21 protein-coding genes are annotated in these 24489 nt (G+C 68.0%); 12 read left to right on the forward strand and 9 right to left on the reverse strand.

All coding sequences use genetic code 11. From position 1 onward, the window contains the following. Positions 1 to 60 precede the first annotated feature (60 nt). The 4 genes from CGU35_RS14495 to glpK all read left to right on the forward strand — a co-directional run bounded on the left by CGU35_RS14495 (position 61) and on the right by glpK (position 5188). A complete protein-coding gene (locus CGU35_RS14495; protein ID WP_100812246.1) occupies positions 61 to 1467 on the forward strand; it encodes an MFS transporter in 1407 nt (468 codons plus the stop codon). A gap of 51 nt (positions 1468 to 1518) precedes the next feature. Beyond that, entirely contained in the window at positions 1519 to 2472 is a 954-nt protein-coding gene (locus CGU35_RS14500) for an L-lactate dehydrogenase (RefSeq protein ID WP_100812247.1), read from the forward strand. A 141-nt stretch (positions 2473 to 2613) separates the two neighbouring features. Next, entirely contained in the window at positions 2614 to 3579 is a 966-nt protein-coding gene (locus tag CGU35_RS14505) for a sugar-binding transcriptional regulator (protein ID WP_100812248.1), read from the forward strand. A 106-nt stretch (positions 3580 to 3685) separates the two neighbouring features. Continuing rightward, positions 3686 to 5188 carry a glycerol kinase GlpK gene (gene glpK, locus CGU35_RS14510; protein ID WP_100812249.1) on the forward strand — a complete coding sequence of 501 codons (1503 nt, stop codon included), beginning with the start codon at positions 3686 to 3688 and terminating at the stop codon, positions 5186 to 5188. 10 nt (positions 5189 to 5198) lie between these two features. Here glpK and CGU35_RS14515 read toward each other — a convergent pair whose 3' ends face one another. After that, on the reverse strand, positions 5199 to 6911 hold the full coding sequence (locus CGU35_RS14515) for a glycerol-3-phosphate dehydrogenase/oxidase (protein WP_100812250.1): 1713 nt from the start codon (positions 6909 to 6911) through the stop codon (positions 5199 to 5201). Positions 6912 to 7087: 176 nt separating this feature from the next. Here CGU35_RS14515 and radA point away from each other — a divergent pair, with 176 nt between their 5' ends. After that, positions 7088 to 8488: a DNA repair protein RadA gene (gene radA / locus CGU35_RS14520; protein WP_100812251.1), complete on the forward strand. Its 1401-nt coding sequence runs from the start codon at positions 7088 to 7090 to the stop codon at positions 8486 to 8488. A gap of 39 nt (positions 8489 to 8527) precedes the next feature. On the opposite strand, the gene CGU35_RS14525 is transcribed toward radA, so the two are convergent. Continuing rightward, positions 8528 to 8896 (reverse strand): dehydrogenase, encoded by a 369-nt coding sequence (locus tag CGU35_RS14525; protein ID WP_100812415.1) that lies wholly within the window; start codon positions 8894 to 8896, stop codon positions 8528 to 8530. Positions 8897 to 8988: 92 nt separating this feature from the next. Beyond that, the gene (locus CGU35_RS14530; RefSeq protein ID WP_198519609.1) at positions 8989 to 9690 is read right to left on the reverse strand and encodes a hypothetical protein; all 702 of its coding nucleotides are present in this window, start codon (positions 9688 to 9690) and stop codon (positions 8989 to 8991) included. 375 nt (positions 9691 to 10065) lie between these two features. On the opposite strand from CGU35_RS14530, the gene CGU35_RS14535 reads away from it, so the two are divergent. The 5 genes from CGU35_RS14535 (at position 10066) to CGU35_RS14555 (ending at position 14566) form a co-directional block, all read left to right on the forward strand. After that, positions 10066 to 10896, forward strand: coding sequence for a mycofactocin-coupled SDR family oxidoreductase (locus tag CGU35_RS14535; protein WP_100812252.1), 831 nt, complete (start codon positions 10066 to 10068; stop codon positions 10894 to 10896). Positions 10897 to 10915: 19 nt separating this feature from the next. Further along, positions 10916 to 11749: a mycofactocin-coupled SDR family oxidoreductase gene (locus tag CGU35_RS14540; protein ID WP_100812253.1), complete on the forward strand. Its 834-nt coding sequence runs from the start codon at positions 10916 to 10918 to the stop codon at positions 11747 to 11749. After that, complete coding sequence (locus tag CGU35_RS14545) at positions 11746 to 12687, forward strand: AAA family ATPase (protein ID WP_198519610.1); 942 nt, start codon at positions 11746 to 11748, stop codon at positions 12685 to 12687. The genes CGU35_RS14540 and CGU35_RS14545 overlap by 4 nt, the downstream gene beginning before the upstream one ends. A 135-nt stretch (positions 12688 to 12822) precedes the next feature. Continuing rightward, positions 12823 to 13668: a vWA domain-containing protein gene (locus CGU35_RS14550; protein ID WP_100812254.1), complete on the forward strand. Its 846-nt coding sequence runs from the start codon at positions 12823 to 12825 to the stop codon at positions 13666 to 13668. 79 nt (positions 13669 to 13747) lie between these two features. Further along, positions 13748 to 14566, forward strand: coding sequence for a mycofactocin-coupled SDR family oxidoreductase (locus CGU35_RS14555; RefSeq protein ID WP_100812255.1), 819 nt, complete (start codon positions 13748 to 13750; stop codon positions 14564 to 14566). A 64-nt stretch (positions 14567 to 14630) separates the two neighbouring features. Here the strand turns inward: CGU35_RS14555 and pntB are convergent, their stop codons facing one another. The 4 genes from pntB to CGU35_RS14575 form a co-directional block, all read right to left on the reverse strand. Beyond that, a complete protein-coding gene (pntB, locus tag CGU35_RS14560) occupies positions 14631 to 16043 on the reverse strand; it encodes a Re/Si-specific NAD(P)(+) transhydrogenase subunit beta (RefSeq protein WP_100812256.1) in 1413 nt (470 codons plus the stop codon). Continuing rightward, the gene (locus CGU35_RS14565) at positions 16040 to 17587 is read right to left on the reverse strand and encodes a Re/Si-specific NAD(P)(+) transhydrogenase subunit alpha (RefSeq protein WP_100812257.1); all 1548 of its coding nucleotides are present in this window, start codon (positions 17585 to 17587) and stop codon (positions 16040 to 16042) included. Before CGU35_RS14565 ends, pntB begins: the two co-directional genes overlap by 4 nt. A gap of 126 nt (positions 17588 to 17713) precedes the next feature. Next, positions 17714 to 18232: an amino-acid N-acetyltransferase gene (locus CGU35_RS14570; RefSeq protein ID WP_100812258.1), complete on the reverse strand. Its 519-nt coding sequence runs from the start codon at positions 18230 to 18232 to the stop codon at positions 17714 to 17716. Positions 18233 to 18449: 217 nt separating this feature from the next. Continuing rightward, on the reverse strand, positions 18450 to 20975 hold the full coding sequence (locus CGU35_RS14575) for an ATP-dependent Clp protease ATP-binding subunit (protein ID WP_100812259.1): 2526 nt from the start codon (positions 20973 to 20975) through the stop codon (positions 18450 to 18452). Positions 20976 to 21170: 195 nt separating this feature from the next. Here CGU35_RS14575 and CGU35_RS14580 point away from each other — a divergent pair, with 195 nt between their 5' ends. Then, entirely contained in the window at positions 21171 to 21779 is a 609-nt protein-coding gene (locus CGU35_RS14580; protein ID WP_100812260.1) for a hypothetical protein, read from the forward strand. Beyond that, entirely contained in the window at positions 21776 to 22006 is a 231-nt protein-coding gene (locus tag CGU35_RS14585; RefSeq protein ID WP_100812261.1) for a helix-turn-helix domain-containing protein, read from the forward strand. Before CGU35_RS14580 ends, CGU35_RS14585 begins: the two co-directional genes overlap by 4 nt. Before the next feature lie 83 nt (positions 22007 to 22089). On the opposite strand, the gene CGU35_RS14590 is transcribed toward CGU35_RS14585, so the two are convergent. Beyond that, on the reverse strand, positions 22090 to 22830 hold the full coding sequence (locus tag CGU35_RS14590) for a hypothetical protein (protein ID WP_232711329.1): 741 nt from the start codon (positions 22828 to 22830) through the stop codon (positions 22090 to 22092). A 188-nt stretch (positions 22831 to 23018) separates the two neighbouring features. Then, positions 23019 to 24485, reverse strand: coding sequence for a cardiolipin synthase (gene cls, locus CGU35_RS14595; protein WP_100812262.1), 1467 nt, complete (start codon positions 24483 to 24485; stop codon positions 23019 to 23021). Positions 24486 to 24489: the final 4 nt, after the last annotated feature.

Below are 24489 nucleotides of genomic sequence, written 5' to 3' on the forward strand. Positions count from 1 at the left end.
CGTCACGCATCGCGGCTCAATGCGGACCCGCACCCCCTGGTCGCGGGCTAGGTTGGCCCCATGGCCCCCACGATGACGACACAGCAGCGCCTGGTCCTGGCGGTCGCGGTGCTCGCGTCGTTCGTGGCGTTCCTCGACGGAACCGTCGTCACGGTCGCACTACCCGCGATCGACCGCGAACTGGGGGGTGGCCTCACCACACAGCAGTGGGTCGTCGACGCGTACCTCATCACACTCGGCGCGCTCATCCTGCTCGCGGGGTCGGTGAGCGACGCGTTCGGGCGCATCCTCGTGCTGCGGATCGGGCTGATCGGCTTCGGCGTCGCCTCGGTCGCGATCGCCCTCGCACCCGACCCGGTCGTACTGATCGTCGCCCGCGCGATCCAGGGCGCGGCCGGGGCGTTCCTCGTGCCCAGCTCTCTGGCCCTGATCACCTCGACCTTCCGCGACGCCGCACAGGGCCGGGCGATCGGTATCTGGACCGCCCTCACCACTTGCGCGATGCTCGCCGGACCCGTCATCGGCGGCCTCTTCGTCGACCTGCTTTCCTGGCGCCTGGTGTTCCTGATCAACGTCCTGCCGATCGCGGTCACGCTGTGGCTGCTGACACGCCTGACGCACCGCGACGTGCGACGACCGGATGCCTCGATCGATTGGCTCGGCGCGGCGCTCTGCACGCTCGGGCTCGGCGGTTTCGTCTTCGCACTCATCGAACAACCGAACCTGGGCTGGGGCTCGCCCATCATCCTCATCCCCGGCATCGCCGGGCTCGCCATGTTCGTCGCGTTCCTGTTCCGTCAGCGCACGGCGACCACGCCGATCCTCCCCCTCGGCCTCTTCCGCGTCCGCAACTTCTGGACGGGCAACGTCGCGACCGCCTTCGTCTACGGCGCACTGAGCCTCAACGGCTTCGTCGTCGGGGTGTACCTGCAGCAGGGCGCCGGCCTGAGCGCGACGCTCGCGGGGCTCGCGAGTCTGCCCGGCACGGTCCTGCTCATCCTGCTCAGCTCGCGCGTCGGCGCTCTCTCGGGACGTTTCGGCCCGCGGTTGTTCATGACCGCCGGGCCGCTCGTGATGGCGGCGGGGGCGCTCCTGCTGCTGACCGTCCGCGACGACTTCTCGTACTGGACGCAGGTTCTGCCGGGCATCCTGGTATTCGGCCTCGGCATCTCGCTCACCGTGGCGCCTCTGACATCCGCGATCCTCGGGTCGATCGACACGGAACGCTCGGGCATCGCCTCCGCCGTCAACAACGCCGTCTCGCGCGTCGCCGGGTTGATCGTGATCGCTCTGCTCGCGACGATCGTCGGCGGATCGCTCGACCTCGACGGCTTCCACCGCGCCGCGATCGTCACGGCGGCCCTCATGGCGGTCGGCGGGCTCGTCTCTTTCGCCGGCATCCGCAATCCGCCGCGCGCCGCGATGGCGAAGGCCGAACCGCGGTCGGCGAGCGAGAACGATCGTTAGTTCTGGCGCCGCTCTCTGCCCTTCCGGTCGGCCCCCTGCGAGACTGGCCGCATGAGCGCAATCGAGAACGCGAAACTCACCGTGGTGGGCGCCGGAAGTGTCGGTGCCAGCGTCGCCTACGCGGCACTGATCCGGGGATCCGCACGGCACGTCGCCCTGTACGACATCGCCGCCACGAAAGTCGAGGCCGAGGTGCTCGATCTCGCCCACGGCACGCAATTCACGGGCGCGAGCGACATCACGGGCGGCAGTGACATCTCGGTCGCCGCGGGATCGCACGTCGTGGTGATCACAGCCGGCGCCAAACAGAAGCCCGGGCAGTCGCGCATCGAGCTTGCCGAGGTCAATGCGGGCATCCTCCGCTCGATGATGCCGGACCTGCTCGCGGTTGCTCCCGATGCCATCTACGTGATCGTGACCAACCCGTGCGACGTCCTGACGGTCCTCGCACAAGAGGCTACGGCGCTGCCGCCCGAGCGCATCTTCGCCTCGGGAACCGTGCTCGACACGTCGCGTCTGCGCTGGAAGCTCGCCGAGCGCGCCGGGGTCTCGACGTCGAGCGTGCACGCGTACATCGTCGGCGAGCACGGTGACACGGAGTTCCCCCTCTGGTCCAAGGCCACGATCGGTGCGGTGCCGATCCTCGACTGGGTCGCGCCCGGACACCCGCGGATGTCTCAGGACGAGCTCGACGCGATCGCCGTGGATGTGCGGGATGCCGCATACAAGGTCATCCTCGGAAAGGGCGCGACCAACTACGCGATCGGGCTCTCCAGCGCGCGGATCGTCGAGGCGATCCTCCGGGATGAGCATGCCGTCATGCCGGTCAGCACGGTGCTCCATGACTTCCACGGCATCGACGGGGTCGCCCTCTCCGTGCCCTCGATCGTGAGCTCCCACGGCGCGGTTCCGATCCGCGAGACGGTCTTCTCGGACAGCGAGCTCGGTCTGCTCCGCAGCTCGGCGAGCGCCCTGCGCACGGTCGCGGATTCGCTTCGGACCTGAAACGAACAGAGCACGCCCTGCACGATTCGCCTTCGATATCGCACAGATGCACATCGGGCTTCTTCCCCGGCAGGGGAGCCAGTACGTCGCGCCGCCCCGAATGCCAGGATGGGACGCAACTCACGGCGGGAGGGATCAGGCATGGTCGATGGAGATCGTGACGACGAACGCGCTCGCGCGGCTCTGCGCGCCGCTCAGATGTACTACGTGCAGGACCTCACGATGGAGGCGATCGCCAGCGACCTGCACACCTCGCGCTCGACCGTGTCGCGGTTGCTCAGCCATGCGCGCTCCAGCGGACTCGTCGACATCCAGATCCGCTCGCCCTTCGACGCCGCGACCGAGCTCGAGCGCGATCTCGAGGCGCGCTACGGGATCGCCGTCCACGTCGTCCCCTGTCCCCAGAACATCAGCGACGTCGACCGACTCGACCGCGTCGCTCTCACCGCGGCACGCCTACTGGCCCGATTCGTCGACTCGAACATGACGTTGGGGGTCGCGTGGGGCTCCACCGTCAGCGCGATCAGCAGGCACCTGGTCCCCAAGGACACGCACAATGTCACCGTCGTCCAGATGAACGGTGCCGGAAGCTACCTCACGACCGGGATCGACTACACGAGCGAGATCCTGCGCCGTTTCGGTGATGCTTATGGCGCGAAGGTTCAGCAGTTCCCCGTTCCCGCGTTCTTCGACGACCCCGAGACCCGGTCGGCGCTCTGGCGCGAGCGCAGCACCCGTCGCGTCCTCGACATCCAGTCCCGAATGGACCTGGCGTTGTTCGGTCTCGGCTCACCCTTCGCGGGAGTTCCGAGCCAGGTATACATCGGCGGGTACCTGGACGAGGCCGACTTCGCGAGCCTGACCGAAGACGAGATCGTCGGCGATGTCGCGACCGTCTTCTACCGCGCCGACGGGAGCTGGACGGATGTCGCGCTCAACCGCCGAGCTACGGGCCCGGCCTTCGACGAGCTGCGGCGCGTCGCCCGCCGCATGTGCGTCGTCGCGGGTGAGCAGAAGGTGCCGAGCCTGCGGGGCGCGCTGGCCGCCCGCCTCATCACCGATCTCGTGATCGACGAGGCTGCCGCCCGCAAGCTCGCGGCATCGTGATCGCACCTCGGCGCACGTTCGTGCATCGGCTGGCAGAAGGCGTGCACGCCTCCGTAATCTGGTCCCGGCCCACTGACGGGTTCCGACGACGAAGGAGTACACGTCGATGACATACATCCTCGCCCTGGACCAGGGCACGACGAGCACCCGCGCGATCGTCTTCGACCACGCGGGCGGCCGTGTGTCGGTCGGCCAGCTGGAACACCGGCAGATCTTCCCCCGGGCCGGATGGGTCGAACACGACGCCCTGGAGATCTGGCACAACACCCAAGAGGTGATCGGCGTCGCGCTCGCCCGCGCCGACATCACCCGCCACGACATCGCCGCCGTCGGCATCACCAACCAGCGCGAGACCGCCATCCTCTGGGATCGGCGCACCGGCACACCCGTCCACAACGCCATCGTCTGGCAGGACACCCGCACGCAGGAGATCGTCGATCGGCTGGCCGCGGACGGGGGCGTCGACCGATTCCGGGCTCGGACGGGCTTGCCCCTCGCCGCGTACTTCTCCGCGACGAAGATCGCCTGGGTGCTCGAGAACGTCCCCGACGCGCGTGAGCTCGCGCACGAGGGGCACCTCGCGTTCGGCACCCCCGACACCTGGCTGCTGTGGAACCTCACGGGTGGTCCCGAGGGCGGCGTGCACGCCACCGATGTCACGAATGCGAGCCGTACCCTGCTGCTCGACCTGGAGACGCTCGACTGGCACCCCGAGCTGCTCAGCGCCTTCGACATCCCCGCGTCGATCCTGCCCGAGGTGCGCTCGTCGTCGGAGATCTACGGCACCGTCGAATCGTCCAGCCTGCTGCGCGAGGTACCCATCGCCGGAATCATGGGCGACCAGCAGGCGGCGACGTTCGGGCAGGCCGCCTTCGCTCGCGGCGACAGCAAGAACACCTACGGCACGGGCAACTTCCTGGTGATCAACACGGGAGACACCCCCGTCATCTCCCGCAACGGGCTTCTCACGACCGTGGCCTACCGGCTCGGATCCGGCGAGACCGCCTACGCGCTCGAGGGCTCCATCGCGGTGACCGGGTCCCTCGTGCAGTGGCTACGCGACAACCTGGGCATCATCTCGTCGGCGAGCGAGGTGGAAGACCTCGCACTGGCCGTCGACGACGCGGGCGGCGTCATCATCGTCCCGGCGTTCTCGGGCCTCTTCGCGCCCCACTGGCGCCCGGATGCCCGCGGCGCGATCATGGGCCTCACCCGCTTCTCCGACCGCCGTCACATCGCTCGTGCCGCGCTCGAGTCCGTTGCCATGCAGACGCGCGAGGTCGTCGATGCGGCCGCCACGGACACCGACGCTCCGATCACCGAGCTGCGCGTCGACGGCGGCATGGTCGCGAACGACACCCTCATGCAGATGCAGTCCGATGCGCTCGGCATCCCCGTCGTTCGCCCCGCGATCTCCGAGACGACGGCGCTCGGAGCCGCGTTCGCTGCCGGGCTGGCGGTCGGCTTCTGGTCGGGCCTGCCCGAGCTGTCCGAACTGTGGCAGGAGGATCGCCGTTGGGAGCCGCGGTCGTCGGAGGCGGAGCGGACCCGGATGCTGGAGCGCTGGCAGAACGCGGTCGCACGAACGCTCGACTGGCCCCAGGAATAGTCCTCGCCGCTCAGCGCGAGGCGCGCCGTCGCTGCCCGGCTCGCTCCGCCACCGCGCGCGGCGCGACGCCGTGAGCGACCCGGAGCTCGGCGAGCGAGCGGGAGCGCTCTTCCTCGATGCGCGCGGCATCCCATCCGGCAGCGTCCGCGAACGCGGCGAGCGTGTGTTCGAAGACGTCGTCGGTGAGGTCGCCTGTGTAGGTCACGTCGGTGCGCCGCAGAAGGACGTCGTTCAAGCGCGTGGCCTTCTCCTGGTCAACGAAATAGGCCACTTCGCGCGAGGACAGGCGGTCGCCGAGGATCGGCTCGTCGTGTGCCAGGGCGAGGAAGTTCACGACATCCCGGGCCTTGGTCCCGTAACGCTCCAACAGAACGCGCCCTCGCTCGCGCGACACGCCACCCAGCTCGGAACGGATCCAGGCATCCTTCGCATCCGGCCGCGGATAATCACGACCCCCGCCGATGGGGAGGTCCTCGGTCGACACGCGGCGCTCGCTCTGCAGCAGCGCGAGCACGCGGTCGGTCAGCTGCTCGCCGAGCGCCCGGAACGTGGTCCACTTGCCACCGACCAGGTTGAGCATCGGCGCCCCGGGACCCTGCGTGTCGACGACGCGGTAGTCACGCGAGACGAAGCCCGGCACCATGTCGTCGTGACGGGGCAGGGGACGGATGCCCGAGAACCGGTACACGATCTGCGAGCGGTCGACGGTCACGTCGGGGAACACCTGAGCGACGAGTTCGAAGAAGTAGTCCACCTCTTCCTCGGTGCAGACAGCGGGTTCGCCCGGGTCCGCGTCGAGGTCGGTCGTTCCGACGAGCACGCGTCCCTTGAGCGGGTACACCAGCACGATTCGGCCGTCCTGGTGCTCGAAGAAGATCTCGCGCCCGCCCGTCGCGGCGAGCAGCTCGGGGTTGTCGAGAACGATGTGTGATCCCTTGGTGCCACCCATCAACGTGCTCGGCTGCCCGAGGGCACGGGCCGTGAGGTCGGTCCACGGCCCGGACGCGTTCACGATCACGCGTGCCGTGATGATCTGCTCCCTGCCGGTCAGGACGTCGCGCACCATGACGCCGTTCTGGTCGCCCCCGACGGCCTCGACGTAGTTGAGTGCCGTGGCATCGCCCGCGGCTTCACCATCGAGCGCGACGTCGAGGGCCAGGCGCTCGGGGTCACGCAGCGATGCGTCGTAGTAGGTCGCGGTGAAGCGGAAGTCCGGGGCGAGTTCGGGTAGCTCGCGACGCGACGCGCGACGCCCACGGAAGCGGTGGCGCGGAACGGAGCCGCCGTCGCGCGAGAAGAGATCGTATATCGTCAGGCCGATCTTGATGAGCACAGCGCCACGGGCCTTCGGCGTGCGTTGCTTGTGCGTCAGGAAGCGCAGCGGTGCCGCGAGGATCCCCGACAACACGCCCTGGATCGGGATCGTGGTCGCCAGGGGAACGACGTGATGCGGGGCGATGCGCAGCAGACCGTTGCGCTCGCGGACCGACTCGCGCACGAGACGGAACTCACCGTTCTCGAGATAGCGGATGCCCCCGTGGATCATGTGACTCGACGCCGCGCTCGCGCCCGAGGCGAAGTCGTTGCGCTCGACGAGCAGCACCCGGACGCCCTGCAGGGCGAGGTCGCGGAAGGTGGCGAGACCGTTGATTCCTCCGCCGATGATCACCACGTCATAGTCGGGACGTTCGAAAACCTCTCGCACTTCCGGGCGCACGGTCATGGGCTTCCTTTCTCCTCGTCCAGGCTGGCCGGTGCGGAACAAATGCGCAAGCTCTCTGCACTAACGTGCACCGTGCTTCCGTCGACGCACACTCGCCCACATCGGCCTCCGCGTCGAACCCACGACGCACGCGTCCTTCGACGGCGGATGTCCGGGCCCGCACGTACGCTGAGGCCATGGCAACCCGCAAACCCAGCACGGCCTACCGCTGCACGGAATGCGGGTGGACGAGCGTCAAGTGGGTGGGGCGCTGCGGCGAATGCCAGCAGTGGGGCACGGTCACCGAGGTCGCGGAACAGACCGGCATCCTGCGCGGATTCACCCCGCACGCGCCGACCGCCGATCGCGTCGCGCGTCCGATCACGGATGTCGCGACGATCGAGGCACCGCGTCGCCCGACGGGCGTGGGGGAATTCGACCGCGTGCTCGGCGGCGGGCTCGTCGCGGGCGCGACCATCCTGATCTCGGGCGAGCCGGGCGTCGGCAAGTCGACCCTGCTGCTCGAGGTCGCCGCGCGCGCCGCCCGTTCCGGCCGACGCGTGCTGTACGTGAGCGCCGAGGAGTCGACGGCGCAGGTGCGGTTGCGTGCCGAGCGCACGGGCGCCCTGCACGACGAACTCTTCATCGCGAGCGAGACCGACCTGGCGACCCTCGTCGGGCAGATCGACCAGGTCGTCCCGACGCTGCTGATCGTCGACTCGGTGCAGACCGTGTCATCCTCGCTCAGCGAGGGCCTTGCGGGGCATCCGAGCCAGGTCCGCGAGGTCGCGGCAACGCTCGTGCGCATCGCCAAAGAGCGCGACCTGCCGGTGTTGATCGTCGGGCACGTCACGAAGGACGGCTCGATCGCGGGCCCGCGCCTGCTCGAGCACCTCGTCGATGTCGTCTGCCACTTCGAGGGTGACCGCCAGACCGCCCTGAGGTTCGTGCGCGCCCTCAAGAATCGGTTCGGACCGACGGACGAGGTCGGATGCTTCGAGATGACGGGCGACGGCATCGCCGAGGTTCCCGACCCGAGCGGTCTGTTCCTCGGGCACGGCACCCCGGTCAGCGGCTCGTGCGTGACGGTCGCACTCGAGGGTCGTCGCGCCCTGCCCGTCGAGGTTCAGGCCCTGGTCAATCCGAGCTCGACCCCCAACCCGCGACGGGTCGTCAACGGCGTCGATTCCTCCCGCGTCGCGATGATCCTCGCCGTCCTCGAGCGGCGCGCGGGGCTCAAGCTGAGCGCCCTCGATGTCTATGTCTCGACGGTCGGGGGCGTGCGCCTCACCGAACCCGCGGCCGACCTCGCCATCGCACTGTCGATCGCGAGCGCCCTGGGCGAGTTCGCGATCCCGCACGAGGTCGCGGCGGTCGGCGAGCTGAGCCTCTCGGGCGAGATCCGAGCCGTCGCTCAGCTGTCGCAGCGCCGCGGCGAGGCATCCCGTCTCGGGTTCGTCCACTTCGTGGATGCCGCGTCGAAGCACCTGCCGGCGGCGCTCGAGACGGTGCGTGCGCATGCCGACCGCGCGGCGCGTGGCGGGCGCGGGCCGCTCGACCGTCAGGGCCGCGGACCTCGCGACGTTCCGGAGTTCTGAGCCGGCTCCGGAGACGCAGCCCGCACCCCGCTGCGTGCTTCAGTCGGCGAGCGCGTCGATCAGATCAGCGGGCGAGGCCTGCATCGGGTGCGGTCCGGCGATATCGAGGAACACCGTCGTGATCGCATCGCGATGCGTACGGAGGAAGGCGAGCAGCCAGCCGGGCGACTGCAGACCGATCGCGGGAGGCAGGTTCTCGGGTTTGTTGGCCGCATCGCTGAAGAGCAAGAGCGCGATCTCACCCGTGTCCGGGTCGCGGTACGTCCAGACCTCGCCGACGTCCAACGGATTGTCACGGTTCGTCGGCGCCATCAGCGGCACGACCGTGTTGCCGTTGCGGAGTGCCAGCGCGACCGCGGCCATATCCTGCTTCTCCAGCGCCTGCGCGAGCGCCTCGGATCGGAACATCGCGGCACCCGCCTTCTTCACGCGTCCGTCGGACGTGCGCCGCTTGCCGCTCTCACCGCTCTGCCGTGCCACCCTTCCAGGGTAGCCGGGCGTCAGTAGAGCAGGATCTGCCGCGAGGTCAGCGAGGGGATGCCACCGATCGAGACGTCCAGGTGGTAGGACGCTCCCCCGCCCGTCGCTCGCGGACGGTCACCCTCGCAGGTATCGACGGACGAACGTGTGCGGTCCCAGGCGATCGGTGCCGAACTCTCCACGACCTGTCCCGCCGCGAGCGTCACGACCATGTCGCTCGGTGCCGCCTGGCAATCCGTCGAGCGCCACCAGACATCGCTGCCGCTCGTGATGGTGAAGCTCTGCTGGGTGGTTCCCACGTTGATGGTGCACGGCGTGGCGCTGGTGTTGGTCAGTCGCATGCTGAGCTGCGGCTGCTCGCCGGACGCATAGGACTCTTTGTCGGTGAGCGCCTCGACCAGCACGCTGTCGGCCGTGCAGGCCTCGGGGGTGAGCCCGGCCGCCGTATCCGTCGTCGCGGCTTCTTCGGGCAATGCGTCCGCGGGATTGGAGCCGCCCGTCGCAGCCGGGTCCGGCAGAGTCGGCGTCGTACTGCTCGGCGAAGCGGACGACGACGCCTGCGCCGGCGGATTCGCTGCGTCGCCCGACCCGCGCCACGGCTGTGCGATCAACAACCAGACGATCAGCGCCACGACGAGGAGCAGACCCACAAGCACGACAGCGCGTCGCCGTCGGTACACCGCGGGCGACGGGCGACGTCGACGCGGGCCTTCGCTGCTCATATGTCCAGGCTAAGCGCGTCTCGGCGCGTCCCCACCGCGGCGCGCCCGGCACGACTGTAGGAGGATTCCGCGCCCACCCCTTCCATTCGGCACCGAGTGTCATTAGCATCTTTTACACCCGCAGGGTGCCGACACAGATGTCCGCCCATAAGGAGCATCCGATGGATATGCAGACGACATCGTCAGAGATTCCCGATCGTCTCTTCGCTCCGCTCGGCGCACGCAACGAGTGCCCGGTCCACGGATCCGGAGGCGCCCGCACCGTCTGATCCGTCCCCGACTCCCTCCGCGGCGCGCTGACGCGCCGCCCTCGGTCTCGTGAACCCACAACCGAAGAGAGACCCGCCGACGCGCGGGAAGAGAGAGGAGTACGCCATGGGAAGGGTCGAAGGCAAGGTTGCCTTCATCACAGGAGCCGCACGCGGGCAGGGACGCTCGCACGCGGTTCGTCTCGCACAGGAGGGCGCCGACATCATCGCGGTCGACGTCCTCGAGGAGATCCCCGGAGCGCCGTACGGACCGGCGACCGAGGAAGACCTCGCCGAAACCGTCGCACAAGTCGAGGCTCTGGACCGTCGCATCGTCGCCCGTAAAGCGGACGTGCGCGACCAATCGGCACTGACGGCCGCGCTCGACGCGGGCGTCGCCGAACTGGGCCGACTCGACATCGTCTGCGCGAACGCGGGGATCTCGACCTCGATGGCCCCGGCGCAAGACCTGCCCGAGGAGATCTGGCTCGACATGATCGACGTCAACCTCAGCGGCGTCTGGCGCACGTGCAAGGCCGCGATCCCGCACCTGAAGGCCGCGGGAGGCGGGTCCATGATCCTGACGAGTTCGGACGCGGGGCTGTTCGCGTTTCCGAACATCGCGCACTACGTCTCGGCGAAGCACGGGGTCGTCGGTCTGATGCGCACCCTCGCCCTCGAGTTGGCGCCGGACATGATCCGCGTCAACAGCGTCCACCCGACGGTTGTGGACACCCCCATGGTGAACAACGAGGCGACGTTCCGGCTGTTCCGGCCCGACCTCGACAACCCGGGGGTGGAGGACTTCAAAGAGGCCGCCACGATGATCAACGCCCTGCCGATCCCCTGGGTCGAGGCGGTCGACATCTCCAACGCCGTGCTGTGGCTCGCCTCCGACGAGGCCCGTTACGTCACGGGTGTCGCGCTGCCGGTCGACGCCGGCGCGTACGCGAAGTAACGACAGAAAGGGAAACATCATGGGAAGACTGGACGGCAAGGTCGCCTTCATCACGGGAGCTGCGCGGGGCCAGGGTCGCTCGCACGCGATCCGGATGGCTCAGGAGGGCGCCGACATCATCGCGGTCGATATCTCGCGCCAGATCGAAACGGTGCCGTACGGCATGGCGACGGCCGACGATCTCGCCGAGACGGTGCGCCAGGTCGAAGCTCTCGACCGACGGATCGTGGCGAGCGAGGCCGACGTGCGCGATTACAACGCGCTGAGCTCCGCCGTGGACGAGGGCGTCGCGCAACTCGGGCGACTCGACATCGTCAGCGCGAATGCCGGGATCTTCTCCAGCGCGACCGCGGACGAGCTGACCGACACCGCGTGGGACGACATGATCGGCGTCAACCTCACCGGCGTCTGGCACACGGCCAAGGCGGCGATCCCCCACCTGAGGGCAGCCGGCGGAGGGTCGATGATCCTCACGAGCTCGACGGCGGGGATCAAGGGGTTCCCGAACTTCGTGCACTACGTCGCGGCGAAGCACGGGGTCGTGGGAATCATGCGCACGCTCGCACTCGAGCTGGCGCCCGACTTCATCCGGGTCAACTCCGTCCACCCCACGAGCGTCGACACCGACATGATCCAGAACGACTCGCTCTACGCGCTCTTCGCGCCCGACCTTCCGGTTGAGGAGCGCACGCGCGAGACGCTGGGCGGGCGGTTCCAATCACTCAACGCGCTGCCCATCCCGTGGGTCGAGCCGGTCGACATCTCGAACGCGGTGCTCTGGCTCGCCTCGGACGAGTCGCGCTACGTGACGGGCATCATGCTGCCCGTCGACGCCGGGTCTACGCAGAAGTGACGACGAACGAGGTCGCGACGGCGCCCACGGACCCCGCTGGACTGCAGCGCAGCCGCGAGCGCATCGCTCGCCACCTCGTCGGCCGCGAGCGTGAGTTGGAGCTCACGCTCGCGGCCGTCGCCGCGGGGCGCGACATCGTGCTGGAAGGACCGCCGGGCACGAGCAAGACGACGATCCTCGGTGCGATCACCGAGGAGTGGGGCATCCCGCTGCTCTTCGTCGAGGGCAACGCGGATCTAACGCCCGCAAAACTCGTCGGGCACCACAACCCGGCGAGGGTACTGCGCGAGGACTACTCGGCGGACAACTTCGTCCCGGGCCCCCTGGTCGAGGCGATGCAGCGCGGCGGTTTCCTCTACATCGAGGAGTTCAACCGCGCCCCGGAGGACACCCTCAATACGCTCCTGACCGCCATGGCCGATCGTTCCCTCGCGATCCCGCGGGTCGGCCGGATCCGGGCCGCACCGACATTCCGTGTCATCGCGTCGATGAATCCGTACGACAACGTCGGCACGACGCGGCTCTCGACCAGCGTGCACGACCGCCTCAACCGCCTCGCGGTGGACTACCAGGACGCGGATGCCGAGGAGCGAATCGTCATCCTGCGCACCGAGGCCGACGGCGAACTCGGTGCGCGCCTCGTCCGTGATGCGGTCGCCGTGACGCGGGCGACGCGCGATCACCCGGACATCCGGCAGGGTTCCAGTGTTCGCGGCGCGATCGACACCGTGCTCGTGGCCCTCCGTCTCGCCGCGTTGCGTGACCTCGATGACCCGGACTCACCCGGCTACCCCGAGCTCGTCTACGACGCGATGATCGTCGCCCTCTCCGGCCGTATCCACCTCGACGAGGCGGTGGACGCCACCCCCGAACGCGTGCTGCGCGAGATCTGGGAGGACCACTTCGTCCTCGCGCCGCACCGCGCCGATCCCGGCTGAAGAGAGGTCGCGGCCGACACACCCATCCGGGGTGGACGACGCGAGACGTCGACGCGCGGGGCTCCCCTGCGCCGGAAACCGAAGCTCCTGGACGAGCCGCCCACGCTCTTCGACGCGTCGACGGGCGCGGGCGGAATGGTCCTGCGCGGGGCCGGGCCACCCCGCAGCGCCGGCGCGTCGCGTCCGGGTGGCACCGCCCGAGGGGAGACGGACGAGGTCGGCGCACTGGTCCCGCTTCCCGACGAGCCGAGCGAGGTCGATCCGTCGGTGCGTGCGCGTGCACGCGAGATCGCGGCGCGGCTCGCCGTGCCGCGCGCGCGCCGTGACGCGACCGCGCACCGCGGGGTCGGCGACCTGGCGAGCCTGCCCTACCGCGGCGCCTCCGACGACATCGATCTGGACCGAACCATCGAGGTGCTCGCCGAACGCCCCGTGCCGGAAGACGAGGACATCGTCGTCCGCGAACGGGTGCGCGCACGCCGCTCGGTCGTACTCCTCGTCGACGTCTCGGGGTCCATGCGCGGGGAGAGGATCAAGACGGCCGCGGCGACCGTGGGTGCGTTGTCGGCGGAACTGTCCCATGACGACCTCGGTGTCATCGCGTTCTGGTCCGACGCGGCCGTTCTGCTGAGGCTGGGCGCGCCGGTCCGACCGGGCGAACTCGTCGACGCCATCCTCCGCCTGCCTGCCCGCGGGCTGACGAACATCGGCTTCCCCCTCGAGCTCGCGGCTCGCGACCTCGCGCGCGTTCCGGCACGGGATGCGCGGGTCATCCTGCTCTCGGACTGCGTGCACAACGCGGGTCCGGATCCGCGTCCCCTCGCGGCGCGGCTCCCCCGGCTCGACGTGCTGCTCGACGCGACCGGTGAGAAGGACGTCGAACTCGGCCGAGAGCTCGCCAAACGGGGGCACGGCCTCTGTCGCGTCATCCACGATCATCGCGATGTGGCGCCCGCGATCGGGCGGATCTTTCGCTCGTAGCTTCTTTCTGCACCTGGTGCCATAATCCGAGGGACGGCCCGATGACGAGCCTTCGAAATCTGACAGGGAGGTCACAACCATGACTGGTCGACTGCAGGGAAAAGTGGCATTCATCACCGGCGCGGCTCGAGGGCAGGGCCGGGCGCACGCCGTCAAGCTGGCGCGCGAGGGCGCGGACATCATCGCCGTCGACCTCGCCGGTCACATCGACTACGTGCCCTACGACTCCCCCACTCCCGAGGACCTCGCCGAAACCGTGCGACTGGTCGAGGCGGAAGACCGACGGATCGTCGCCACCATTGCCGACGTGCGTGACGGCGCCGCGCTACGGACGGCCGTGGACGAAGGTGTCGCCGCCCTGGGCGGCCTCGACATCGTCGTCGCCAATGCCGGCATCTGCATCCCGGAAGCCTGGGACGCCATCACACCCGAGACGTTCCGCTTCACGATGGAGACCAACGTCGACGGAGTGTTCAACAGCGTCGTCGCGGGAGCTCCGCACATCATCGCGGGCGGCCGCGGCGGCGCGATCGTCCTGACCAGCTCGTACGCGGGCAAGAAGATGCAGCCGTTCATGGTGCACTACACCGCCAGCAAGCACGCCGTCACGGGAATGGCCCGCGCCTTCGCCGCAGAACTCGGGCGCCATAACATCCGTGTCAACAGCATCCACCCGGGTGGTGTGAACACGCCCATGGGTTCGGGGACCATGGTCGAGGCACTGACGGCGGCGGGCGAGACGTCGCCGTCGCTCAACGGCATGGGAACCCCCTTCCTCCCCGTGTGGGCCGCCGAGCCCGAGGACATCGCCAACGCCGTGGCTTTCCTGGTGTCCGATGACGCTCGCCTGATCACGTCCGAGCACCTCAGCATCGATCAGGGCATGCATACCTTCTGATCACTGAGTTCGGTGGCGCCTTGATCTCGGTGCGGTCATGCTTCGGCCTCCGCGAGTTCCTCGATCAGAGGTACCGGAGAATGTCGTCGACTCTTTCCTTGGCGTCGCCGAAGAGCATCTGGGCGTTTTCGCGATAGAACAGCGGGTTCGGCACGCCGGCGTAGCCGGATGCCATCGACCGCTTGAAGACGATCACGTTGTGCGCCTCCCAAACCCGCAGCACCGGCATGCCGGCGATCGGGCTACTCGGGTCCTCCGCCGCAGCGGGATTGACGGTGTCGTTCGCCCCGATCACGAGCACGACGTCAGTCGTCGCCAGGTCGTCGTTGATCTCGTCCATCTCGAGCACGATGTCGTATGGCACCTTCGCTTCGGCCAGCAGCACGTTCATGTGACCGGGAAGGCGGCCCGCGACCGGATGGATGCCGAACCGCACATCCACGCCGCGTTCGCGGAGCTTCTGAACGAGATCGGCGACGCCGTGCTGGGCCTGCGCGACAGCCATGCCGTATCCGGGGGTGATCACGACGCTGGACGCCGAGACGAGCATGTCTGCCGCGGACTCCGCATCGATTTCACGGTTGTCGCCATAGTCCTCGTCGCCGGTGGTCGGCGCCTCGATGCCGAACCCGCCCGCGATCACCGACAGGAACGAGCGGTTCATCGCCTTGCACATGATGTAGCTGAGGTAGGCGCCGGACGAGCCCACGAGCGCACCGGTGACGATCAGCAGGTCGTTGTTCAGCAGGAAGCCGGCCGCGGCCGCAGCCCAGCCCGAGTAGCTGTTGAGCATTGAGACGACCACCGGCATGTCGCCGCCCCCGATCGAGGCGACCAGGTGCCAGCCGAGCGCGAACGCGAGCACCGTCACCAGCACGAGCAGCCACAGCTCGGGCGTGATCACGTACCAGACGGTGAGAGCGACGAACAAGACCAGGGCGCCGAGATTGAGGACATTCTTCCCGAAGAGGACGAGCGGCTTGGATGAGATACGTCCGGAGAGCTTGAGGAATGCCACGATCGAGCCGGTGAAGGTCACGCCGCCGATGAACACGCCGATGAATACTTCGGCGTGGTGGATGTCGGCCAGAGTTCCCTCGAGCCCGATGTCGTAGAGCGCTCCGTTCCAGCCGACGATCACGGCGGCGAGGCCGACGAATGAGTGCAGCAGGGCGATGAGCTCCGGCATGCCCGTCATCTCCACCACGCGCGCCCGCCACAAGCCGATCGCTCCGCCGACGAGTACCGCGACGACGAGGAGGGTCAGGCCGAACGCGGCCTGCGGTTGGGTCCACGCGCCCGCGACCGTGACCCACACCGTCGCGGCGAGCGCGATCGCCATGCCCACGATCCCGAATGCCACCCCGCGTCGGCTGGTCTCGTGCTTACGGAGCCCGGCGAGGCTCAGGATGAACAGCAGCGCCGCGACGATATAGGCCGCGCTCGCGACCGCGGTGGCCGTCTCGGGGGCGATCATCGATTCTGGCCCTTCTGGAACATCGCGAGCATTCTCCGCGTGACCGCGAACCCGCCGAAGATGTTGATGCTCGCCAGCAGCACGCCTACCGCGGCCAGGATCTGCACGGTGAGATCGGGCGCCATGATCTGCACCATGGCACCGACGATGATGATGCCCGAGATCGCGTTCGTCACGCTCATGAGCGGTGTGTGCAGTGCGTGGGCGACATGGCCGATGACGTAGAAGCCGACGACGACCGACAGCGTCAGCACGAGGAAGTGCTGCGGCAACGGCGGCGGAGCGAACGCGCAAACGGCGAACAGAACCGCGATGCCCGCCGCGACCAGCCACCCGCGCGCACGCGACGACATGGGCTTCTTCAGTTCCGCGGCAACGGACGGCGCGGCCACAGTCTTCTGCGGCGCGGCCGAAACCTGCACGGGCGGCGGCGGCCACGTGACCTCGCCCCTGCGGACGACCGTGACGGTACGCTGCACGACATCGTCGAAGTCCAGGTGCAGCTGCCCGTCTTTGCCGGGGGTGAGGAGCTTGATCAGATTCACGAGGTTCGTTGCGAACAGCTGCGAGGCCTGCTGCGGCAGCCGACCGGGCAGATCGGTGAAGCCGAGGATCACCACGCCGTTGTCGGTCACGACCCGCTCGCCCTCGACCGACCCCTCCACATTTCCGCCCTGCGCAGCGGCCATGTCGACGATGACACTGCCGGGCTTCATCCTCGCGACGTCGGCCGCCGTGATCAAGCGCGGCGCCGCGCGACCCGGGATCAGCGCGGTCGTGATGATGATGTCGACATCCGCCGCCTGCTCGGAGTAGATCTCCGCCGCCCGCCGGTCATACGCCGCAGTGGTCGCCTTGGCATACCCGTCGGTCGAGACCTCCTTGGCCTCATCGGGCACGACGACCTCGAGGTACTCCCCGCCGATCGACGCGACCTGATCAGCGACCTCCGGACGGGGATCGGTCGCCCGCACGATCGCCCCGAGGCTCGATGCGGCGCCGATCGCGGCCAGACCCGCCACACCCGCGCCGGCGACGAGGACCTTGGCAGGCGGAACCTTCCCGGCCGCGGTCACCTGACCCGTGAAGAAACGCCCGAACTCGTTCGCCGCCTCGATCACCGCGCGATACCCGGAGATGTTCGCCATCGAGCTGAGCACATCCATCGACTGCGCCCGAGAGATCCGGGGCACCGCATCCAACGCGATCGCCGTGATCTCCCGCGTAGCCAGCGACTCCACGAGGTCGGACCGCAGTGCCGGGCTCAGCAGGGCGATCAACGTCGCACCGTCCGCCAGCCGGGCGACCTCCTCGGGCGTCGGCGCGTCGACCTTCAGCACGATCATGGACGCCCACGCCTCCGAGGCCGAGACGACGGTGGCGCCGGATGCCGCATACGCGGCGTCCGGGAACGATGACGCCGCTCCTGCTCCTGCTTCGACGACGACGTCGTAGCCGAGAGCGATCAGCTTCGTGATGGTTGCAGGGGTCGCAGCCACCCGCTTCTCGCGGGGGCCTTCGGCAACGATGCCAATCTGTGACACGGGGGCCTCTCAATAAGTCGGTTCAATACGAGCATGCCGACTGGCCTTCGACGCGCGGGCATTGTGACGTTCAGCAAAGGAGTAAGTTCTTCGAAACTTGCGGATACGGAAATCTGATCCCTAGCCTCACGGCCCATGGCCTGACGAGAGCGTCTTGAGCATCCGGGTGTTGCCCAGGGTGTTGGGCTTGACATGAGCCAGGTCGAGGAACTCGGCCACGCCCTCATCGGGGCTGCGCAACAGCTGCGAGTACACATCCGGCGGCACGACCTGCTCGCCGATCGGCGTGAAGCCGCGGCCCGTGAAGAATTCGACCTCGAAGGTCAGGCAGAACAGGCGCGTCAGTCCCAGTTCCTGGGCGTTGCGCTCGAGCGCGTCGACGATCGCTCGTCCGACGCCGCGGTGCAGCCACTCATCCGTCACGATGAGGGTGCGTACCTCGCCGAGGTCCTCCCACATGACGTGCAGGGCGCCACATCCGACGAGGTGCCCATCGACCTCGGCGACGACGAACTGCTGCACCGACTCATACAACACGACCAGGTCTTTGCCGAGCAGGATGCGGCGCTGCACGAAGGGCTCGAGCATGTCGCGGATGCCGACGACATCGCTCGTCCGCGCCGCCCGCACCGTGAATTCGCCCATCCGTTCAGCCTATCCCCGCACCTCCTGTCGCCGACGGAGCGCGGTCTCGGACAATACTCCGGAACAATCCCGCTTCGCGGGGCGCCAGCGGTGTCCTCGGCCCAGAATCGGCCTGCTTCTCCGGAGTATTGTCCGCTCGCGCCTCCGCCCCGAAACGACGAAGAGCGGATGCCTGAGGCATCCGCTCTTCGTGTGTCCGAGTCGAAACCCGGCAGATTCAGTCGCTCGTGATCGCGAGGTCGGGCGTCGACGAGATCTCGCCCGAGGACGCTACACCCACGGCAACCTTCTCGCCGCGCGGCTTGGTCTCGAACACGAACTCGCCGTTCTCGACGTCGACCGTGATGTGGTCTCCCGGGTTCAGCTCACCGTGCAGGATGCGCTCGCTCAGCCGGTCCTCGACCTCGTGCTGCATCGCGCGGCGCAGCGGCCGGGCGCCGAGCGTCGGGTCGAAGCCGATCTCGATCAGGCGCTCCTTGGCCGACTGCGACAGGGCGATCGTCATGTCGCGGTCGAGCAGACGCTCAGCCAGGCGCTTGGTGAACAGATCGACGATCTGCACCAGCTCCGGCTTCGACAGCTGCGGGAACACGATGACGTCGTCGAGACGGTTGAGGAACTCGGGCTTGAAGTGGCGCTTCAGCTCCTCGTCGACCTTGCCCTTCATCCGGTCGTAGCTCGTCTGCGCGTCGCCCTCGACCTGGAACCCGACGGGTCCACCGGCGATCGCCGAGGATCCGAGGTTCGTCGTCATGATGATGACCGTGTTCTTGAAGTCGACGACACGACCCTGACCGTCGGTCAGACGGCCCTCCTCGAGGATCTGCAGCAGCGAGTTGAAGATGTCGGGGTGGGCCTTCTCGATCTCATCGAACAGGACGACCGAGAACGGCTTGCGGCGCACCTTCTCGGTGAGCTGCCCTCCTTCTTCGAACCCGACGAATCCGGGAGGGGCACCGAACAGCCGCGAGACGGTGTGCTTCTCGCCGAACTCGCTCATGTCGAGCGAGATCAGCGCGCCCTCGTCGTCGAAGAGGAACTCGGCGAGCGCCTTGGCGAGCTCGGTCTTTCCGACACCCGTGGGGCCGGCGAAGATGAACGAACCCGAGGGGCGCTTCGGGTCCTTGAGGCCCGCGCGCTGACGACGGATCGTCTTCGACAGAGCGGCGATGGCCTCTTCCTGGCCGATGACGCGCTGGTGCAGCGCCTTCTCCATGAAGACGAGGCGGCTGGTCTCCTCCTCCGTCAGCTTGAAGACGGGGATGCCGGTGGCCTGCGCCAGAACCTCGGCGATCAGGCCCTCGTCGACGACCGCGTGGGATGCGACATCCCCCGAGCGCCACTGCTTCTCGAGACGCAGGCGTTCGGCGAGCAGGGACTTCTCCTCGTCCCGCAGCCCGGCGGCCTTCTCGAAGTCCTGCTCCTCCGACGCCTGCTCCTTCTGCTGACGAACGGCGGCGATCTTCTCGTCGAACTCCCGCAGCTCGGGGGGCGACGACAGGATCGACAGGCGCAGGCGGGCGCCGGCCTCGTCGATCAGGTCGATCGCCTTGTCGGGCAGGAAGCGGTCGCTGATGTAGCGGTCGGCGAGGTTCGCGGCGGCGACGATCGCGCCATCCGTGATCTGCACCTTGTGGTGCGCCTCGTACCGGTCGCGCAGACCCTTGAGGATGTTGATCGCGTGGGGCAGCGACGGCTCCGCAACCTGGATCGGCTGGAAGCGGCGCTCGAGCGCGGCATCCTTCTCGAAGTGCTTGCGGTACTCATCGAGGGTGGTCGCACCGATCGTCTGCAGCTCTCCGCGGGCGAGGAGCGGCTTGAGGATCGATGCGGCGTCGATCGCACCCTCGGCGGCACCCGCACCCACGAGGGTGTGGATCTCGTCGATGAAGACGATGATGTCGCCGCGCGTGCGGATCTCCTTCGTGACCTTCTTGAGGCGCTCTTCGAAGTCACCGCGGTAGCGGGATCCGGCGATGAGCGAGCCGAGGTCGAGCGAGTAGACCTGCTTGTCCTTCAGCGTCTCGGGCACGTCGCCCTTGACGATCGCCTGGGCGAGGCCCTCGACGACCGCGGTCTTGCCGACGCCGGGCTCGCCGATCAGCACGGGGTTGTTCTTGGAGCGACGCGAGAGGATCTGCATGACCCGCTCGATCTCCTTCTCGCGCCCGATGACCGGGTCGAGCTTGTTGTCGCGGGCCGCCTGGGTCAGGTTGCGGCCGAACTGGTCGAGCACGGCGGAACCTCCTTGCGCTGCCTGGCCCGACTCGTTGGCCGCGCCGCTGACGGCCGCGGGCTCCTTGCCCTGGTATCCGGAGAGCAGCTGGATGACCTGCTGCCGCACCTTGTTGAGATCCGCGCCGAGCTTGACGAGCACCTGGGCGGCAACGCCCTCGCCCTCGCGGATGAGGCCGAGCAGGATGTGCTCGGTACCGATGTAGTTGTGGCCGAGCTGCAGGGCCTCACGCAGCGAGAGCTCGAGCACCTTCTTGGCGCGCGGCGTGAACGGGATGTGGCCCGTCGGCTGCTGCTGGCCCTGGCCGATGATGTCCTGCACCTGCTCGCGGACGGCATCGAGCGAGATGCCGAGGGACTCGAGCGCCTTGGCGGCGACCCCCTCGCCCTCGTGGATCAGCCCGAGCAGGATGTGCTCGGTACCGATGTAGTTGTGGTTGAGCATCTTCGCCTCTTCTTGGGCGAGCACAACCACACGACGGGCACGGTCGGTAAATCTCTCGAACATTGCAGGCTCCTCGGCATCGGCCGCACGCGTCCCTACGGCTCGCGTGTTACATCGAGGGTAACCAGCGGACGGATGCCTCACGCCTGTGTTCGCCGTGGGCGTGACGCCCGGCGGGGGTTGACTCCGCCGGGGATCGGACTTATCGTTTTTCGTTAATAACGTTTATCGATATGTGCGAGCGAGAGGAATGCTTCGATGACACGCACCCCCGAACTCCAGGCGCGGCGTGACCGCGGCGATCTGTGGACGGCGATCATCGTCGGAGCCGTGGTCGCGATCGGGATCGCCGCGGTCGCCGTCCGCGCCATCGTCGAGATGTTCAGCGTGCCCGGTTCTCTGACCGCGACCATCCCCGTCGACCCGCAGACGTTTCCGCTCTCGGTCGGCGCGGGCATCGCGGGCACCGTGACGTCCGCTCAGGTGTCGGTGCCCGGCGTATCGCCCGTCGCCACCGCCTGCTTCGTAATCGCCGTGGTCCTCTCGTCCGGAGGATTGATCGTTGCGACGGCGCTCGGCTCGCTGGTCTGCCTCCGGATGCTCCGAGGAGCCGTTTTCAGCAGGCAGAACACGCGGGCCCTCTTTGCGATCTCGATGCTTCTGCTGTTCGCTCCTCTCGCGGGCTCCTTCTTCCGCAACATGGGACTGAACGGCCTCTTCGCGACCCTCGGCGGCGAGTACGACGGGCAATGGGGTGCGTTGTCCGTCCTTTTCCCCTGGTTCCTGGCCGCCATCGCCGTGGGGGTGCTCGTGATCGTGTTCCGCCGTGGCGAGCATCTGCAGCGCGAGACCGAGGGGTTGGTGTGAGTCCCGCCGACGACGAGGGGCCGAGCGGGATCCACTGCCGACTCGACGAACTCCTCGCGGAGCGCGGCATGACGCTGACCCGGCTATCGGAGCTGGTCGGCGTCTCGATCGTCAACCTCTCGGTGCTGAAGAACGACCGGGCCCGCGCCATCCGCTACTCGACGCTCGCGGCGATCTGCCGCGCGCTCGAGTGCGAGGTCGGCGACCTGCTCGTCATCGCCGACTGACCCGCCCATGGTGCAAGCCGCGGCCGGATCAACCGGGCAAGACGCGCGGGGACGGCGCCGTTGCCGCTTCCCCCGCGCGCGGTCTAGTTCGAGCCGTAGATCGGCACGCGAACGTTGTCGAAATCGTCGCCGACCAGAACGGCCGTGATGCCGCTGTCACCGTCGCTGTCATCGCCGAGGCCCGAGACCGACGTGATCAGCGCGCGCGGCACCATGTCCATCGTGCAGACCTGGTCGGCGGGCGGATCGACGAACGTGACGGTCACCTCGGCGGCGCCGGACACGGCGGTCGATTCGACGACGGGAACACACGTCGAGCTGCCCCAGGTCACGATCACGAACGAGTCGTCCGTGTCGATCCATCCGGCGCTCGGCGCGTACTCCGAGGCCGTGTTCGAGGGGTCGAGACCCTGCACGGCATCGAGTTCGGTGTCGCCCGTGTATCCGTCGCCCGCGACCGTGATCTCGAGGTCGACCGCGGGGTCCATGTCGGGCAGCGCCTCGACGAGCGCCACGCGCGGAACCATGTCCGCCGTACACACGGTGTCTTCGTCGGGGTCGGCGAGAATCACGGCGAACGTCCCGTTGTCTTGCAACGCGGCGTCCTCGACCACCGGGATGCACGTCGACGAGCCGTACGTGATGATGCCGATCATCCGGCCGTCGTCGAGCCAGGTCGCGTCGACCTCGACCTCGGACACCTCGCCGCCGGTCGGCACCGAGCTGCTGCTCCCGGGTGATGCGGGCGCGGTCGTGCAACCCGCGAGCGCGAGGAGCATCACGGCTCCGGCGCCGAGTGCGGTGAGCGCGTTGCGTACTGCCACGATGAAACCCCTCCGGGCGGGATGCCTCGTCCCGTACCCTGCGGACGTGCTGCCGACCGCTCATCCATCCTGACCGATGGCGCTGAGCGCATCATCCGTGGACGGTGACAGCGTGATAACGATCGACGCTCAACTCGATAACGCTGAGCCCACCGCGCAACCGCGGCATCACGGAAAGCGCCGCGCCGCTACTGCAGGGCCGAGGTCAAGCGGGCGAGGTTGTCGAGAACGGTCGAGCGGAGCGGCTGCTTGTTCCACTCCTCCAGCGTCAGTTCGCGGCTGAGCGAGCGGTACCGGTCTTCGACGGCGCGCATCTGATCGGCGAACTCGCTCCCCCGCACCAGTAGCGAGATCTCCATGTTCAGACCGAACGATCGCATGTCCATGTTGCTCGACCCGATCACGGCGGTCTCGTCGTCGATCGTCAGGCTCTTCGAGTGCAGGATGTAGGGCCTCCGGTACATCCAGATCTTCACGCCCGCGCGCAACAGCGCCTCGTAGTAGCTGCGCTGTGCGTGATACACGATCGCCTGGTCGCCCTCTTCGCTGACGAAGAGTTCGACGTGAACACCCCGATGGCACGCGGTGGTCACGGCCAGCAGCAACGACTCGTCCGGCACGAAGTACGGGCTCACGATGATGACCTTGCGCTCGGCCGCATAGAGCAGTCCGAGGAACAGGCGCAGGTTGTTCTCGGAGTCGAACCCGGGACCGGATGGCACGACCTGCGCATCGAGATCGCCCGGTCCGGTGTCGAGGTTCTCGACGTCGAACTCGGCGGAGAGCTCTTCGTCAGTCTCGCTGTACCAGTCGGAAAGGAACACGGCGTTGACGCTCGCGACGATCGGTCCCTGCAGTCGGACCATCAGGTCGACCCAGTGCAGACCCCGACGGATGTTCTTCGGCAGGTTGTAGGTCGAGTCGGTCACGTTCTGGGAGCCCATGAAGGCCACTTCGCCGTCGACGACCAGCAGCTTGCGGTGGTTGCGCAGGTCGGGGCGCTGGTACTTGCCCTTGAGCGGCTGCACGGGCAGCATCAGGTGCCACTGCGCACCCATCGCGTCGAGACGGCGGAGCGTCGCCTTGTAGAACGGCTTGCCTCGGTTGGCCCAGTGATCCAGGAGCACGCGGACGGTCACCCCCCGGGCGCACGCCTCTTCCATGGCTCGGAACAGATTGTCGGTCGCGGCATCGGACTGCAGGATGTAGAACTCGATGTGCGCGTAGTGCTGCGCCCCGCGCACGGCCCCGGCCATCGCGTCCAGGCTCTCCTGGTATTCGGCGATCAGGGTCACGGTGTTGTCGCCCGCGAGGGGCATGGCGCCGAGGTTGCGGTTCATCGTGACGAGCGATGTGAACCACGCCGGAGCATCCGGCCGCAGCGACCCGAACTCGAGGTTCTCGGTCGCGTCGTGGATGTACTGGTTGATCCGGCGCTGCTTACGACGGCGAACGCGCGGCAGCCGCGGGTTGCCGATCAGGAAGAACAGCAGCAGTCCGATGAACGGGATGAAGTAGATGGCCAGCAACCAGGCGGTCGCGGCCGTGGGGCGGCGGTTTCGCGGGATGACGATGATCGCCCACACGCGGATGCTGAGGTCGAAAATGAGGACGGCGACCAGCCACCACGTGATGTCGAAATTGAGGACGAGCACCCGT

The sequence above is a fragment of the Microbacterium sp. BR1 genome, assembly GCF_002812725.1.
GTDB lineage: Bacteria > Actinomycetota > Actinomycetes > Actinomycetales > Microbacteriaceae > Microbacterium.

Bases quoted from the DNA above. Each gene is read 5' to 3' on its own strand.
- CGU35_RS14495 (WP_100812246.1), top strand. From the start codon at position 61: ATGGCCCCCACGATGACGACACAGCAGCGCCTGGTCCTGGCGGTCGCG.
- CGU35_RS14500 (WP_100812247.1), top strand. From the start codon at position 1,519: ATGAGCGCAATCGAGAACGCGAAACTCACCGTGGTGGGCGCCGGAAGT.
- CGU35_RS14505 (WP_100812248.1), top strand. From the start codon at position 2,614: ATGGTCGATGGAGATCGTGACGACGAACGCGCTCGCGCGGCTCTGCGC.
- glpK (WP_100812249.1), top strand. From the start codon at position 3,686: ATGACATACATCCTCGCCCTGGACCAGGGCACGACGAGCACCCGCGCG.
- CGU35_RS14515 (WP_100812250.1), bottom strand. From the start codon at position 6,911: ATGACCGTGCGCCCGGAAGTGCGAGAGGTTTTCGAACGTCCCGACTAT.
- radA (WP_100812251.1), top strand. From the start codon at position 7,088: ATGGCAACCCGCAAACCCAGCACGGCCTACCGCTGCACGGAATGCGGG.
- CGU35_RS14525 (WP_100812415.1), bottom strand. From the start codon at position 8,896: ATGTTCCGATCCGAGGCGCTCGCGCAGGCGCTGGAGAAGCAGGATATG.
- CGU35_RS14530 (WP_198519609.1), bottom strand. From the start codon at position 9,690: ATGAGCAGCGAAGGCCCGCGTCGACGTCGCCCGTCGCCCGCGGTGTAC.
- CGU35_RS14535 (WP_100812252.1), top strand. From the start codon at position 10,066: ATGGGAAGGGTCGAAGGCAAGGTTGCCTTCATCACAGGAGCCGCACGC.
- CGU35_RS14540 (WP_100812253.1), top strand. From the start codon at position 10,916: ATGGGAAGACTGGACGGCAAGGTCGCCTTCATCACGGGAGCTGCGCGG.
- CGU35_RS14550 (WP_100812254.1), top strand. From the start codon at position 12,823: ATGGTCCTGCGCGGGGCCGGGCCACCCCGCAGCGCCGGCGCGTCGCGT.
- CGU35_RS14555 (WP_100812255.1), top strand. From the start codon at position 13,748: ATGACTGGTCGACTGCAGGGAAAAGTGGCATTCATCACCGGCGCGGCT.
- pntB (WP_100812256.1), bottom strand. From the start codon at position 16,043: ATGATCGCCCCCGAGACGGCCACCGCGGTCGCGAGCGCGGCCTATATC.
- CGU35_RS14570 (WP_100812258.1), bottom strand. From the start codon at position 18,232: ATGGGCGAATTCACGGTGCGGGCGGCGCGGACGAGCGATGTCGTCGGC.
- CGU35_RS14575 (WP_100812259.1), bottom strand. From the start codon at position 20,975: ATGTTCGAGAGATTTACCGACCGTGCCCGTCGTGTGGTTGTGCTCGCC.
- CGU35_RS14580 (WP_100812260.1), top strand. From the start codon at position 21,171: ATGACACGCACCCCCGAACTCCAGGCGCGGCGTGACCGCGGCGATCTG.